This is a genomic window from Phaeobacter italicus, from assembly GCF_001258055.1.
Lineage (GTDB): Bacteria > Pseudomonadota > Alphaproteobacteria > Rhodobacterales > Rhodobacteraceae > Phaeobacter > Phaeobacter italicus.
This window is the reverse complement of record NZ_CVRM01000033.1, coordinates 265,394-279,528: the sequence shown is the minus strand read 5'-3', so window position 1 is coordinate 279,528 and position 14,135 is coordinate 265,394. Positions and strand designations below refer to the sequence as shown.

The following is a 14,135-nucleotide window of genomic DNA, read 5'->3' as shown; positions in this document are numbered from 1 at the left end:
ATTCTCAGTGACAATTTATAGGGCTACCGGGTCAGTTCTCAGTGACAATCAACACGCCGAGGACCGGTGGAGCGTTACCGACACTTGCATAAGACAGGCCCGCCTGCAGCGGGAACGGGTGATAGAGGTCATCCGGTTCCGGAATGATCTTCGCTTCAGGTAGACCTGGACTGTTGATAAGGGGCTTATTCCAAAGCCTTGAGTGGTGTGCGTACTCGCCCAAGCCATACACGCCCCCCTCAACGATGCATCCAAATGTCTTGGCGGCTGCTGCGAAGTTATCGAAACGCGTCAACAGATACCCATTGATTCATGGGGCAAGGGTCGTTTTCGCGTTTGTAGTTGGAGTTTGGTGTACCAATTCCGGCCTTGCGGTTGACGAAAATTTCGCCGCGCTCGTTTTCAAAAACGGTAATAAAGTAGATGCCTTGCTTGTATTCCCCCAACAAGCCGCCATACCCCATGAATATCTCTAGAGCTCGGTATTCGGCACCTGCCTCTTTAGCTTGGTTTCGCACCCGTTCCGGGTTCTGCGAATGCCTGCCTCGATTGCCCATATCATGGGTTATGTCGGTGACACGGATCACACCCCGTAGGCCTCTGGGTGCCATGCAATAGACAATTTTTTCGCCTAGTTTGAATAGATCTGTTTGAGAGAGTTCGGCCGATGGCTCTCCTGCGCTGAACCCGGAGCCGCCCGAGGCCACGACTTCCCATGTATTGATATTGGCTTGCACGGTTGCTCGACCCAAGTAGCCTTCTGCGGCGGGGTTAGTGAACGCCAACTGGACCGTGCCCCTGTGTTGTTTCGGGTCAACAATCTCGCCCAACGTTGCAACAGCCTGTACGGTGGTTTCCCCATCTTTGACAACATCTTCATATAGCGAGCTAAAGCGCACAGCTATGTCTTTCAGGTTGTATGTGCCAGCCTTCGGAGCGCTTTCATCGGCAACAGGGACGATTAACATCTCGTCGATATGTGTGCTGCCTGATTGCTGATCATTGGTGATTACGGATCCGCCTGGGATAACGGCTTCGTATCCATCCATGGACACTGTCGCGCCTGTTATCAAATCCCTGTCGATTAGCCGTTCTCCAGAGATGATTGGCTGCCCCGGACCACTAAAGTTAACCGTTAGTGACAAAGATTTTGTTGAGCCGGGCTCAAAAATGGCTTCGAAACCAGAGTTATCGACCGAGGGATCAACGGAGGATCTGATTTCATCTATCGACGCGGTCATACGTAGGGAGAACTCTTGCGCCGTGCTGGCAGTTCCGAGCGCCCAAAATAGGGTGGATGCAAATGCTACAACATATTTAGGTGTACTAAAACGATCCAAGGTAACCTCATGATTTGCAATAATAATTACACTCCGATTATCATGATTTTGGTCCAAAGTCGATAGTTGTAACGGATTGAGAGTAACGGCATTAAATCAGACTTTGGTTCATCACGCAGCATTGGTTAAACTGAGGTTCGTTCCAGACTTTCCCCGCACCGTAGGATGTGCCAAAATTAACCCTTTCTGTCACCGGCGGATTCGACCGTTTTTGACACAGCCGACGCGTCCAAAGTTGACGTTCGCACAGCCGCAGCGAAATGGCGCTATGTCCGCTTAGCCGACATCTAAAGGTGTTCGCGGCTGCACGTGCGGCGAAGGGCAGCTTTTCCCTTTGCGCCTGCGGCAGGGAGTGCTCGCCATGCCGCCAGATCCGAAGACTTTGCAAAGGTCGCTATCTGCGCTTCGCTGACGTTTGAGCGAGGCGCAGCATCGGCATGACAGATCGCGGAGCCTGGAATGTCCGCTTCCGGGAAATACTGCGAGATCTTTTGCCTTTGCGGCAGAGTTCCCGCTGCCCCCGGTTCGAATGTCTCGTTTGGGCTGGCTCGAGCCGATCACGGGTAGCCAGGAACGCTGTCACGGCAGACAGCCCGGCGCTGCGTCGCCGCAAGGCGGCAGCGAGCCCAACTGCATGATGCTGCGCCGATCACGAAGGTCTGCTATTATGATTTGATAGGATGAGAAGGAGTGTTTTTTGGATGTCCGATCCCTTTCAGAACGTAGATGCAGCGGGCGAAGAATTCATTGCAGCATTCGCCGACTCGATGGACGCACGACAATCGGATCCCCAAATGGAGAGCATCGTTGCAACGTATCTCTCAAAATTAAGATTTGCGGAAGGTAGCGTCACTGTCGAGGTCGGGGCTGGTGCCGGGGCCGTTACCCGGCGGATCGCAGCCCATGCCGAACCTGAACGGGTCATGGCCTTCGAACCATCCTCTGGCTTTGTCAAAGTGGCAAGAGGCCGAGCAAAGCAGTATGCCAACATCACCTTTGAAGTCGCGGACGGGACCGCATTGCCGCTTGATGACAATTCGGTTTGCAACCTCATTCTTCATACCGTCCTGACCCATGTTGTGGACCCCGCTCCACTTTTGAAAGAGGCGCGGCGTGTCCTGAAAGCTGATGGCAACCTTGTGGTTTGCGATGCGGACTTTTCAAAAGCCAGCCTGAGCAACAGCCCGAACGATCCGCTCAACGCTTGCGCACGCGCCTTCGTCGATGAGTTTGTGACTGACCCTCATATCGTCGCAAAAATGCGTTCTTTGATGATAGCGGCTGATTTCGAAGTGACCGAATTTGATGTTCAAAGTCGAACGATCGCGGATAACGATCAGATGCTGCCGTGGGTCGAAGAAACGGCAAAGCGGATGTTTGACAGGGGGGAGATCGGCCAAGAATTGTTTTCCGGCCTGGTAGCTGAATACAAGCGCCGGGCGATAGCCGGGACACTGTACGGGTATCAGGTTTTCGCCACCGCCATCGCCAAGCCCACATAGTGCGCCTCCAAGCCCCTGATATTTCGGGACCTAGGCTTTGCAAATTGTACAGGGGACATTGGGTCGAAGTCAGTGAAAGGCTACTCCGTCCCGCATCCCGTCCTTTCGATGATGATCGGTGGCTGCACTGGCAGCGAAGGTCAGCTCTTTCCAGTGCTGATGCAGCGTAGGATCGACACTTGGCTGTCAGATCTCGCGACTTTGCAAATTTCGCTATCTGCGCATAGCAGTCGAAAACAGGTGCCCCACCCTCAATTCTCAAGTGGTGGAGCACGAGGCGATAGTCGGTGCCGCAGTCAGTCACAAGCGTTGGACAACTCACGCCAGGCCCCGCAATCCTGTCCGCCCCAACACGGAACTCCAACACCTTGACGAATGCCGTGTAATAACTTGTAATTTAATACTTTTTCAAACCCTCCACCCCATCCATCATGGGTGCCACGCTCAGGCGGGCGGCGCGGGGGATGTTTTGTGTTGATGCTGTGTCAGCCATGTCTGCACCAGGTCCTTGAAACGCGTTGCGCGGATCCCTGCGTCCGGGCGGCGGCCCGGCAAGGATCATGAGGTCGGTCGGCTATCTCGCACAAATCGACCTGAAACGGAACGGCAAAAGATCTGCTGCGGGGAGGCGCGCGCCCTTTCAGCTGCCTGCAAAGGCGAGGACGGTCATGGCTGGCAGGCGCAGGATGTCCTGGGCCAGGGCAACACGCTCGGGTGTGTAATAGCCTTCCTCGTGGAGGATGTTCACCGTGGCAACCATCGACCCCCGCAGAATGACCGGCAGGTTGATGACGGACCCGCAGCCGAGCCGGCCGATCAGGTCTGCGTCGGGAAAGACCGTGTCGATATCGGCAAGGGTATTTGAGACAAATGTCTCGTGGCGGCCATGGACCTGTTCGAACCAGCGGTTCATCTCGATCTCTTTGGTGCCGGTTGTCGGGTAGTTTTGCGGATCATCGGTGTAGGTGCGGCAGGCAAGCATGGCATCCATGTCTGCGGTCATCACGGTAAACAGCTTGGCGCCGACCGTGGCCTTTGTCAGCGCACATAGCGCGTCATAGGCGGCGGTTGCATCCTGCGCCTCTGCCATGGCCTGCTCAAATGCCAGGCGGGCGGGTCGTGTATCAGTCATATCCTAGTCCTTGCGGTCAGGGTTGCCGCCTGATGCGGCGTAAAGGGATTGGGTGTAAGGGTCTTGGAACCGGCCGTCATGCAGCGCGCTGGCCGGGGCAATTTCAACGATACGCCCCTTGTGCATCACTGCCATGCGATCACACATGAAGCTGACGACAGGCAGGTTATGGGTAACCATCAGATAGGTCAGCCCCTGCTCGCGGCGCAGTTTCTTGAGCAGATTGAGGATCTCGGCCTGCACGGACACGTCGAGCGCCGATGTCGGCTCGTCCAGCAGCATGACCTTGGGCTCCAACATCAATGCACGCGCGATTGCGACCCGCTGGCGCTGCCCACCAGAGAGCTGATGCGGATAGCGAAAGCGGAACCGACGGTCGAGCCCCACAGCCGCCAGCATGTCCTCGACCCGCGCATCGCGGTTGGAAATGCCGTGGATCTTCAGTGGCTCACTCAGCACACGGTCGACGGATTTGCGCGGATGCAGCGAGCCATATGGATCCTGAAACACCATCTGGCACCGGCTGGCAAACCCATGATCGACACTATGCCCGCGCGGCTGCCCCAGGACGGTGATCTCTCCCGTCCAGTCGGGGGCAAGCCCGGCGATGGCCTTGAGGATGGTGGATTTTCCTGAGCCGCTTTCACCGACGAGGGCAAAGCTCTCTCCCTCGGCCACATCGAAACTTGCCGCCTCAACCACCTTGGTGGGCCCATATGAAATATCAAGGTTTTTCAGAGAGATCGCTGTCATGTGCCGCTCCATGCGCTGCGGTCGAGAACGGGGAGTTCCTCGCGGGTTTCTTCCATCCTGGGCACCGCCGCCAAGAGGCCGCGGGTATAGGGATGGGTGGCATTGTGCAGCTCGCTTGCGGCGCAGCTTTCGACCACCTGACCTGCATGCATCACCAAAATGTGATCGCAGTAGCGCGCCACCAGATTGAGATCATGAGAGATCAGGATCAGCCCCATGCCCTTGTCGCGCACCAATTCGTCGATCAGGTCCAGCACCTGGGCCTGTACAGAAACATCAAGCGCCGATGTCGGTTCGTCCGCAATCAGCAGATCAGGGCGCGGGATCAACATCATTGCGATCATGATCCGCTGCCCCATGCCGCCCGATACCTCATGCGGATAAAGCGCCATCACCCGCTTGGGATCATTGATGCGAACCGCTTCCAGCATTTGCAGCACCCGCGCCTGAACGTCGCGACGGGCAAGCCGTTCGTGCGTCCGCAGCGCCTCTGCGATCTGTTCGCCAATGGTCATCACAGGGTTCAGCGAGAATTTGGGATCCTGCATGATCATGGAAATCCGCGCCCCGCGCAGATCCCGCATCCGCCGCTCAGACAGGCGGCGCAGATCGATCCCGTCAAAGGTCATCTTGTCCGCGTCCTGCTGGCCGGGTCTGCGCACCAGGCGCAGGATGGCACGGCCGGTCATGGATTTGCCCGATCCGCTTTCTCCGACGATGCCGAGACGTTCGCGTCCAAGGGTGAAGGACAGCCCCTTGACCACCTCAACCCGCCCCTTGGGGGTTGGAAAGCTGACCCGCAGGTTTTCAAGTTCCAGCAAAGGCGATTGGCTCATGATTTGCCTCCCTGTTTGGGGTCCAGCACATCGCGCAGCCCATCCCCCAAGAAACAGAAGCCAAGGGATACCACGATGATGGCAAAACCCGGCATGGTGGCCACCCACCATTGATCAAGGATGAACGCGCGCCCACGCGAGATCATGGCGCCCCATTCCGGCAACGGCGGCTGGGCCCCCAGACCAAGAAAGCCAAGGCCCGCGGCGGTCAGGATGATCCCGGCCATATCCAGTGTGACGCGCACGATCATTGATGAGGTACAAAGCGGCAGCACATGGCCGGTGATGATGCGCGCATGGCTTGCGCCCAGCAGACGCATGGCCGAGATGAATTCGGCGTTGCGAAAGGTCAGCGTCTCGGCCCGTGCGATACGTGCGTAGGCAGGCCAGGAGGTGATTGCGATTGCGATGATTGCATTCTCGATCCCGGGCCCCAGCGCCGCCACAAAGGCCAGCGCAAGGATGAGCTTGGGCATCGACAGGAACACATCCGTGACACCCATCAGAACCTTGTCCGTCCACCCCCCGAAATATCCCGAAACCGCCCCGATCAGCAGGCCAAGTGGCGCCGCGATCACCGCCACCAGCGCAACGATCATCAAGGTGATCCGCGCGCCGTAAATCACACGGCTGAAGATATCGCGCCCCAATTCATCCGTGCCCATCCAGTGGGTCGAGGACGGCGGCAAAAGACGTTGAGACAGGTTCTGACCCAACGGGCTGTGCGGCGCGATCCACGGTGCAAAAACCGCAGCAAAGATCAGGGTCAGCAGGATCACCGCGCCAATCACCGCAAGCGGGTTGCGCATCAACAGGCGTATCATCCTGTAGCCGCGCCCCAGCGACGCCTGCACACGCGATGTGGGAGAGTCGTCAAGCAACCAATCTGTCATCGTGGTCATCGCCCCCTCCTATCGGCTGCGCGGGTCGAGCATGCGATAGAGCACATCCGACAGTTTATTGATGAGAATGAACACCGCACCGATGACCAGCGTCGCCCCGAGGACCGCGTTCATGTCGGCATTGAGCAGCGCAACAGTCAGGTAGTTGCCGATACCTGGCCAGCTGAAGACGGTTTCGATCATCACAGAACCTTCAAGCAGCGCCGCATAAGACAGCCCGATCACCGTGATCAGCGGTACGCGAATAGGCCGGAAGCCATGGGTCCAGATCACTCGCCACTCTGCCACGCCCTTGACGCGGGCAGTCGTAATGTACTCCTGCCCCAGCTGATCAAGCATGAAACTGCGGGTCATGCGGGCGATGTAGGCCAGAGAGAAAAACCCCAAAATGGTGGCAGGCAGGATGAGGTGATCAAGGGCGTTCCAGAACACGTCCCAGTCGCCAGCCAAAGCGGAATCGACCAGCATCAGACCGCTGCGCGGCTCTACCACACCCTCATAAAAGATATCGACACGCCCCGGCCCGGACACCCAGCCAAGGCCCGCGTAAAACACCACCAAACCCACAAGGCCAAGCCAGAAGGCAGGCACGGAATATCCCAGCAGCGCAAAGACCCGGATCAGGTGGTCGATCCATGTGCCCTGCCGAGCAGCAGCCCACACCCCAAGCGGCACCCCCATGCCCACCCCGATGATGATGCCGAGCGTCGCCATTTCCAGCGTCGCGGGAAACACCCGCGCCAGATCTTCGGCGACCGGGCGGTTGGTGGAAACGGAATGCCCAAGGTTGCCCTGAAAGACGTCACCGACATAGGCCAGAAATTGCACCGCAAGCGGACGGTCCAGCCCCATCGCGACGCGGGCGGCATCGTATTGCTCCTGCGTTGCCCGGTCTCCGACCACGGATAATACCGGGTCAATCGGGATGACCCGGCCAATGAAAAACGTGATCGCCATCAGCCCGACAAAGGTCAAAAGCGTGACGATCGCAAACCCTCCCAGCGCGCCAACAGAGCCGCGAAGGGCGGCGGGGGAAGACTGGATCCTGCTCAAGCTCTCTCCCTTTCCGTTTTGGCCAAACAATTGAAAATCAAACGCTTAGCGCGGTTTATCACCAGCGCCGAACCGGCTGGCGGGCGCATCTCTCGGCTTCAGGCATAGAGGAATTTTGATAAGTTGCAAAAAATATTTTTTGCGTCACAAAAATTTTTTTTGTAGCGTGAGACGGAGAGACCCACCCGAACCCCGCCAAAGCCACTACTTTGGCCAGGCTGGGAAATCCAAGAGTAAAGAGCGAGAATGCCACAGGAAAAAACGATCCAGGAGCCCAAGGTCGGACCCACGATTCGCAAGCGCCGCAAGCAGCTGAACATGACGCTTCAGGCGCTTTGTGATGCGTCCGGTGTGTCGGTTGGCTACCTCAGCCAGGTCGAACGCGACAATGCCACCCCGTCCCTTGGCACCCTTGCGCAGATCGCGGCGGCGCTGGAGGTTGGTCTGGATTATTTCATCTCGGCTTCAAAGCCCTCTGACGGGCTGACCCGCGCAGGGTCTCGCCCCCTGTTTGCGCTCGACAATTCCTCGCTGCGCTACGAAGCGCTGGGGGCAGAGTTTCCCGGCTCTGAAATGTCGAGCTACGTGCTGCATATTCCTGCGGGATACACGTCCGAAACCGTGAGCCACGAGGGTGAAGAGATCATCTATGTGCTTGACGGGGAAATCGAGCAGACGCTGGGCGATCAGACATTTCGCATGACGGTTGGGGACTGCCTGCATTATCGCGGCGACACCCCTCACGCCTGGCGCAACCCCACCGACCAGACGGCCCGCATCCTGTGGACGGGCACCCTGACTGTGCTGAACCGCGCGGGCGCAATTGATCTGCCGGAGCTTTCCCAAAAACCCGAGGCGTGACCCGCCCGGCATAACACCATTTCCAACAAGGAGACGATTTGATGAAACATCTGAAGACAGCGCTTTTGGCCAGCGCGATGATGCTGCCAATGGCGGCCCCTGCGGTCTTTGCCAAGAGCCCGGACAACGTGCTGGTTGTTGCCCAGAACATCGACGATATCGTCGCCATCGATCCCGCCCAGGCCTATGAGTTCACCTCGGGCGAGTTGGTGACCAACCTCTATGACCGTCTGGTCCAATATGATGCCGAAGACACCACCGTTCTGGCGCCGGGCCTTGCGTCGGAATGGTCCACGGATGAAGCGGCAAAGACCATCACCTTCACCCTGCGCGATGGGGCGACCTTTGCCTCTGGCAACCAGGTCACGGCAGAGGATGTGGTCTATTCCTTCTCGCGCGTTGTGAAGCTGAACCTGACCCCGGCGTTCATTCTGACCCAGCTTGGCTGGAACGCCGACAATATTGCTGAGATGGTAAAGGCCGATGGCAACACCGTCACCGTCACATATGCAGGTGATTTTTCCCCCGCCTTTGTTCTGAACGTGCTCGCAGCACGGCCCGCCTCTATCGTGGACAGCGTTCTGGTGCGCGAAAACGAAGTTGACGGTGACATGGGCAATGCGTGGCTGAATGCCAATGCAGCGGGCTCTGGCCCCTTTACCCTGAAACGCTATACCGCCGGTCAGATGGTCCGCATGGAAGCCAACCCGACCTATTTCAACGGCGCCCCCGAGGTGGACAGCGTGATCATCCGCCATGTGGCGGAAAGCGCGACCCAGCAGCTGCTGCTGGAACAGGGCGATGTGGATCTTGCCCGCAACATGACGCCCGATCAGATTGCATCGCTCAGCAGCGATGAAATCAAGGTTGAAACCTTCCCGCAGGCGGCGGTCCATTTCCTGTCCTTTAACCAAAAGACAGACAGCCTGACCAACCCGGCGGTTTGGGAAGCCGCGCGGTATCTGGTGGACTACAAAGGCATGACCGAGACCATCATCAAAGGTCAGATGGATGTGCATCAGGCCTTTTGGCCCAAGGGGTTTCCCGGCTCATATGATGAGACGCCATTCTCTTACGATCCGGAAAAAGCCAAAAGCATCCTGACAGAGGCCGGCATCAACAGCCCGATCACCGTGTCGCTTGATGTGATCAACGCCGCCCCCTTCACCGATATGGCGCAATCGCTTCAGGCGAGTTTTGCCGATGCGGGCATCAACTTTGAAATCCTGCCCGGCACCGGCAGCCAGGTCATCACCAAGTACCGCGAGCGCAGCCATGAGGCGATGCTGCTTTATTGGGGTCCGGACTTCATGGATCCGCACTCCAACGCCAAGGCGTTTGCCTATAATTCCGACAATTCGGACGACAGCTATGCCGCGACCACCACATGGCGCAATGCCTGGGCTGTTCCGGCGGAGATGAACGAAAAGACGATGGCGGCCCTGTCAGAGGGCGACGCAGAGACCCGCCTGCAGATGTACCGCGAGTTGCAGCAGGAGGTGCAGGCCAGCTCTCCCATCGTGATCATGTTCCAGGCCGCCTATCAGGTTGCAATGGACAAGGGTGTCACCGGCTATGTGAACGGCGCGACCTCTGATTTCGTGTTCTACCGTCTGGTCGACAAAGACTGATCCGGAACCTGAGCCGGGCTGCCTGCGATGGTGGCCCGGCCTCCCCCTTGACTGAAGCCACTTCCCCTTTTCCAACATCCGGAGCCCTAGATGAGCGCCTATCCCCTCACCGATACCCGCCTGGCCGCGTTGCGCGCCCGCATGGAGCAGACAGGCACCGATCTTGTCGCGCTTGGCCCGTCGAGCCACATGGCCTGGCTCACCGGCGTGCACCCCCACGGCGACGAACGGCCCGTCATGCTGATGGTGAGCGCGGATTACGCGGGATTTCTGATGCCTGCGTTGAATGCCGCCGCGGCGCGCCAGGATACCGATCTGCCCTTTCACTGCTGGAGCGACGATCAGGGCCCGGAGGCTGCGCTGGAAGAGGTTCTGGCGGCATGTGGGGCCACGCGCGCGGATCTGTCGGTGGTTCTGGATGAAACCATGCGCTCGGATTTCTCGCTGCGTCTTCTGGCGGCGCTTGAAACCCCGCGCCATCGTTTTACCGAGGACACTGTCGGCCTGTTGCGCACCCGCAAGGACGATCAGGAGGCCGCTGCCATCAAGGCAGCGCATCTGGCCAATGATACGGCGGTCAAGGCCGCCTTCAACGCCCTGGCCGAAGGTGTGAAGGAGCGCGACATCGTCGAAATCATCAAGGCGGAATATGCCGCCCTCGGCGCGACGCTGGAATTCTGCTCGGTCTGTTTTGGTGCCTCCAGCGCATTTCCGCATCACACCCCCGGCGAGACGCGGCTAGAGCGCGAGATGGCAGTGCTGATAGACACCGGCTGCCGTCTGGATGGCTACCCGTCCGACATGACACGCTGCGGCTATTTCGGCACGCCAACCGGTGCCTACGAAGAGGTCTTTGCCGTGGTGGAACAGGCGGTTCAGGCCGCTCTTGCCGCGGCCAAGCCGGGTGCGCGGGCCAGTGACGTGGACAAGGCCGCGCGCGACGTCATCACAGCCGCAGGTTATGGCGACCGGTTCCTGCACCGCACCGGGCACGGGCTTGGGGTTGATATCCATGAACCCCCTTACATCGCCGCCAATTCGGACCGCGTGCTGGAGGTCGGCAACGTCTTTTCCATTGAGCCCGGCATCTATCTGGATGGCGCATTCGGTGTGCGCCTTGAAGAGATCGTCATTCTGCACGACAGCGGCGCTGAGGTGTTTTCGCAGATGCCGCGAGACATGCAGCGGCTGAGCTGACCCTATCGGGCGGGGCCACGCTGCGGCCCTGCCCTTTGTCATGTCATTGGTTTTTGAAGATGTTTCGCCGCGCCTCAACCCACGCGGCGCAGCAGCCAGATAAAGAACCCACCCCCGACAAAGCCCGTGACAACACCGATGGGCATGTCCTCTGGTGCCATGATCGTGCGGGCGGCAATGTCTGCCCAGATCAGAAACAACGCCCCCAAAAGCGCCGAAAGTGGCAGCACCCGGCGATTATCACCGCCCACCATCAGCCGGGCGATATGGGGGATCATCAGCCCGACAAATCCGATCAGTCCCGAAAATGCGACCATCGTCCCGGTAACGAGCGCGCCCAACACAAAGATCTCCAGTCGGAAGCGGCGCACCGCAATGCCAAGGGTCGCGGCGGTTTCATCCCCAATTGTCATCGCATTGAGATCGGAACTGCGCAGCCAGAACCACAGCCCGCAGGGGATAAGCACCGCTGCCGGGTAGATCAGATGCGACCACTGCGCCAGCCCAAGCCCGCCCAGCATCCAAAAGACGACAGTGTGCGATGCGCGCGGGTCCCCCAGAAAGATCAGGAGGTTGGCCCCTGCCATGATGACAAAGGAAACAGCCACCCCCACCAGGATCAGCCGATCAGCGCTGGTCGCGGCTGCAAATCGGACAACCGCCAGAACCAGAACCGTGGCCCCAAGGGCCCCGACAAACGCCATCAGCGGCACGGTCAAAAGCCCCAGAAACAGGCCCGTGTGCAGCAAAGCAAGGATTGCGCCAAAGGCGGCTCCGGAGGAGATCCCCAAAAGATGGGGATCAGCGATCGGATTGCGGGTGACAGCCTGCAAAGCCGCCCCCACAATCGCAAGCCCTGCCCCCACAAGCGCCGCCAAAAGCGCACGAGGAAAGCGGATATCCCAGACGATGGCAGCGCGCCCCTTGGACCAGCTCGGCTCCACCAACCCCGGTGCAACCGCATCAACCAGCACACCCCAGACCGTGGCCAGCGGGATCGATACCGCCCCGACCGATACAGCGAGACAGATGGACAGCACCAGCACCAAGGTGCCGCAGACACCCCAAGGCAGCGCGGCCCCGCGTCGCCGCATTGCCAGCGGACGGTGTGTTGTGCTGTCACTCATGTCTCAACCCTCCTGAGGGATGCGCTGTCACTGCGGCCAAAAGGCAGCCGCGAGTTTCTTGATCGCCTTGATATTGCGTGGACCCGGCGTGGCCTCGACATATTCAAGCGTGACGAACCGGTCGTTTTTGACTGCGTCGATTTCGGCAAAGGCGGGATTGTTCATCATGAATGCGCGTTTTTCTTCGGCGGTGACATTGCCGTAGTTCACGATGACCACGATTTCCGGGTTGCGCTCCACGACCTCTTCCCAGGTCACGGTTGCCCAGCTCTTTTCAAAGTCGTCCATGATGTTTGTGCCTCCCGCCGCCTCGATCAGGGCGGTGGGCATGGCATAGCGTCCGGCGGTGAACGGGCTTTCTTCACCGCTGTCGTAGACAAAGACACGCGGTGGTTTCTGATCGCCCGCGCGATCTGGCGCAAAGGCTGCCAGTTCGGCGCGATAGCCTTCGATCAGGGCCGTGGCCTTGTCTTCAACGCCAAAGATCTTGCCGAGATTTTCAATGTCGGCGTACATGTCTTCCATCGACACTTTGGGTTTCTCGCCGATGTGGATACAGCTCTCTGTCAGTTCATAAACGGCGATCCCAAAGGGCTGCAGCGTCTGCGGTGTCACCTCGCCGCCCACCTTCATGCCGTAGTTCCACCCGGCAAAATAGAAATCCGCCTCTGCCCCCAATAGCACCTCTTTCGTGGGGTATTTCGCGCTCAGCTCTGGCAGTTGCTCGACCCCTGCGCGCATCTCCTCATCCAGGGTTTTCCAGCCGGAGATGCCGGTGTAGCCGACCATCCGATCCGCAAGCCCCAGAACCAGCATCATTTCGGTCAGGTTCACATCATTCGACACTGCTGCTGTTGGCGGGGCCTCAAATGTCACCTGACGGTTGCAGCTATCGACTGTGGTTTGGGCGGAAACAGGGCCTGCAATTGCCAGGGCCGCGATGATCGGGAGGGTCAGTTTCATTTCAGATAGCCTGTGTCTGTGTTTGCAAGATGGTAGGTGAGATGCTGCCGCCCGCTGAGCGACAGATGTTCGGCGTGCACACCGACGTCAAAAGCAGCCGACACCCGCGCAGGTGTGAGCACATCGCCCGGCGCGCCAAAGGCAATCGCCTGCCCCTGACGCAGCAACAGAATGTCGTCGCAGAGCTCTGCCGCGAGATTGAGATCATGCAGCGAGGTGACGATGGTCACATCGAGATCGCGAATAAGAGCAATCACTTCAAGCTGATGGCGGATATCCAGGTGGTTGGTCGGTTCGTCCAGGACCAGGATCTGCGGCTCTTGCGCCAAGGCACGCGCAACCATGCAGCGCTGTCGCTCTCCGCCGGACAATGTTCCAAAGGCGCGCTGTTCCAGATGCGCAAGATCAAGCCGCAAAAGCGCCTGATCGATCTGTGCGTTGCAGCGCTGTCCGGGGCGCGCAAACCCCTGCCGGTGCGGGATGCGGCCCAATGCGACAATCTCCCTTACGGTGAGGGCGAAATCGGTCGGCTGCTCTTGCAGGACCGCCGCAACCCGCCGCGCCGCGGCACGTGCGGGCATCTGCCAGATGTCCTGCCCATCAATCATGATCCGCCCCCCAAGAGGACGCGCCCACCTGTAAAGAAGCCGCAGCAACGTGGTCTTGCCTGCGCCATTGGCACCAACGACCCCCAGCACCCGCCCCGCAGCCAGCTGAAAAGACACCGGCTGCAGGATCATTGGCTGCGTCGCGCTTGGCCCCCAGCACACGGTGTCGACGGTCAGACTTGCCGCCCGCAGATCAACCACCATCAGTGACCACCTTGCTGGCCGCGCGC

General features: G+C 59.1%; 13 protein-coding genes. 4 read left to right on the top strand and 9 right to left on the bottom strand.

The features are described from left to right. Nucleotides 1-278: 278 nt before the first annotated feature. Nucleotides 279-1,340, bottom strand: a complete 1,062-nt coding sequence (locus tag NIT7645_RS16220; protein ID WP_131724151.1) for a hypothetical protein — start codon at nt 1,338-1,340, stop codon at nt 279-281. Between the two features lie 701 nt (nt 1,341-2,041). On the opposite strand from NIT7645_RS16220, the gene NIT7645_RS16215 reads away from it, so the two are divergent. Next, the gene (locus tag NIT7645_RS16215; RefSeq protein WP_050687516.1) at nt 2,042-2,842 is read left to right on the top strand and encodes a class I SAM-dependent methyltransferase; all 801 of its coding nucleotides are present in this window, start codon (nt 2,042-2,044) and stop codon (nt 2,840-2,842) included. A gap of 640 nt (nt 2,843-3,482) precedes the next feature. Here the strand turns inward: NIT7645_RS16215 and NIT7645_RS16210 are convergent. The 5 genes from NIT7645_RS16210 to NIT7645_RS16190 are packed head-to-tail and all read right to left on the bottom strand — an operon-like array spanning nt 3,483 to nt 7,518. After that, nucleotides 3,483-3,974 (bottom strand): hypothetical protein, encoded by a 492-nt coding sequence (locus NIT7645_RS16210; RefSeq protein WP_008562390.1) that lies wholly within the window; start codon nt 3,972-3,974, stop codon nt 3,483-3,485. A 3-nt stretch (nt 3,975-3,977) separates the two neighbouring features. After that, nucleotides 3,978-4,727 carry an ABC transporter ATP-binding protein gene (locus NIT7645_RS16205; protein WP_046211202.1) on the bottom strand — a complete coding sequence of 250 codons (750 nt, stop codon included), beginning with the start codon at nt 4,725-4,727 and terminating at the stop codon, nt 3,978-3,980. Then, nucleotides 4,724-5,563 (bottom strand): ABC transporter ATP-binding protein, encoded by an 840-nt coding sequence (locus NIT7645_RS16200; RefSeq protein ID WP_050687514.1) that lies wholly within the window; start codon nt 5,561-5,563, stop codon nt 4,724-4,726. Before NIT7645_RS16200 ends, NIT7645_RS16205 begins: the two co-directional genes overlap by 4 nt. Then, nucleotides 5,560-6,465: an ABC transporter permease gene (locus NIT7645_RS16195; RefSeq protein ID WP_008559450.1), complete on the bottom strand. Its 906-nt coding sequence runs from the start codon at nt 6,463-6,465 to the stop codon at nt 5,560-5,562. Before NIT7645_RS16195 ends, NIT7645_RS16200 begins: the two co-directional genes overlap by 4 nt. 9 nt (nt 6,466-6,474) lie before the next feature. Continuing rightward, nucleotides 6,475-7,518 (bottom strand): ABC transporter permease, encoded by a 1,044-nt coding sequence (locus NIT7645_RS16190; RefSeq protein ID WP_050687533.1) that lies wholly within the window; start codon nt 7,516-7,518, stop codon nt 6,475-6,477. A 246-nt stretch (nt 7,519-7,764) separates the two neighbouring features. Between NIT7645_RS16190 and NIT7645_RS16185 the strand changes: the two genes are divergently transcribed. The 3 genes from NIT7645_RS16185 (at nt 7,765) to NIT7645_RS16175 (ending at nt 11,207) form a co-directional block, all read left to right on the top strand. Continuing rightward, the gene (locus NIT7645_RS16185) at nt 7,765-8,379 is read left to right on the top strand and encodes a helix-turn-helix domain-containing protein (RefSeq protein ID WP_008558894.1); all 615 of its coding nucleotides are present in this window, start codon (nt 7,765-7,767) and stop codon (nt 8,377-8,379) included. Between the two features lie 41 nt (nt 8,380-8,420). After that, entirely contained in the window at nt 8,421-10,010 is a 1,590-nt protein-coding gene (locus tag NIT7645_RS16180; protein WP_050687512.1) for an ABC transporter substrate-binding protein, read from the top strand. 90 nt (nt 10,011-10,100) lie between these two features. Then, nucleotides 10,101-11,207 carry a M24 family metallopeptidase gene (locus tag NIT7645_RS16175; protein WP_008561155.1) on the top strand — a complete coding sequence of 369 codons (1,107 nt, stop codon included), beginning with the start codon at nt 10,101-10,103 and terminating at the stop codon, nt 11,205-11,207. Between the two features lie 74 nt (nt 11,208-11,281). Here the strand turns inward: NIT7645_RS16175 and NIT7645_RS16170 are convergent, their stop codons facing one another. The 3 genes from NIT7645_RS16170 to NIT7645_RS16160 are packed head-to-tail and all read right to left on the bottom strand — an operon-like array spanning nt 11,282 to nt 14,109. Beyond that, nucleotides 11,282-12,334, bottom strand: coding sequence for a FecCD family ABC transporter permease (locus NIT7645_RS16170; protein WP_008561919.1), 1,053 nt, complete (start codon nt 12,332-12,334; stop codon nt 11,282-11,284). Between the two features lie 27 nt (nt 12,335-12,361). Next, nucleotides 12,362-13,297, bottom strand: coding sequence for an ABC transporter substrate-binding protein (locus NIT7645_RS16165; protein WP_008559782.1), 936 nt, complete (start codon nt 13,295-13,297; stop codon nt 12,362-12,364). Continuing rightward, a complete protein-coding gene (locus NIT7645_RS16160) occupies nt 13,294-14,109 on the bottom strand; it encodes an ABC transporter ATP-binding protein (protein WP_008561666.1) in 816 nt (271 codons plus the stop codon). Before NIT7645_RS16160 ends, NIT7645_RS16165 begins: the two co-directional genes overlap by 4 nt. Nucleotides 14,110-14,135 lie beyond the last annotated feature (26 nt).

Bases quoted from the DNA above. Each gene is read 5' to 3' on its own strand.
- NIT7645_RS16175 (WP_008561155.1), top strand. From the start codon at position 10,101: ATGAGCGCCTATCCCCTCACCGATACCCGCCTGGCCGCGTTGCGCGCC.
- NIT7645_RS16210 (WP_008562390.1), bottom strand. From the start codon at position 3,974: ATGACTGATACACGACCCGCCCGCCTGGCATTTGAGCAGGCCATGGCA.
- NIT7645_RS16200 (WP_050687514.1), bottom strand. From the start codon at position 5,563: ATGAGCCAATCGCCTTTGCTGGAACTTGAAAACCTGCGGGTCAGCTTT.
- NIT7645_RS16195 (WP_008559450.1), bottom strand. From the start codon at position 6,465: ATGACCACGATGACAGATTGGTTGCTTGACGACTCTCCCACATCGCGT.
- NIT7645_RS16180 (WP_050687512.1), top strand. From the start codon at position 8,421: ATGAAACATCTGAAGACAGCGCTTTTGGCCAGCGCGATGATGCTGCCA.
- NIT7645_RS16170 (WP_008561919.1), bottom strand. From the start codon at position 12,334: ATGAGTGACAGCACAACACACCGTCCGCTGGCAATGCGGCGACGCGGG.
- NIT7645_RS16185 (WP_008558894.1), top strand. From the start codon at position 7,765: ATGCCACAGGAAAAAACGATCCAGGAGCCCAAGGTCGGACCCACGATT.
- NIT7645_RS16205 (WP_046211202.1), bottom strand. From the start codon at position 4,727: ATGACAGCGATCTCTCTGAAAAACCTTGATATTTCATATGGGCCCACC.
- NIT7645_RS16160 (WP_008561666.1), bottom strand. From the start codon at position 14,109: ATGGTGGTTGATCTGCGGGCGGCAAGTCTGACCGTCGACACCGTGTGC.
- NIT7645_RS16165 (WP_008559782.1), bottom strand. From the start codon at position 13,297: ATGAAACTGACCCTCCCGATCATCGCGGCCCTGGCAATTGCAGGCCCT.
- NIT7645_RS16215 (WP_050687516.1), top strand. From the start codon at position 2,042: ATGTCCGATCCCTTTCAGAACGTAGATGCAGCGGGCGAAGAATTCATT.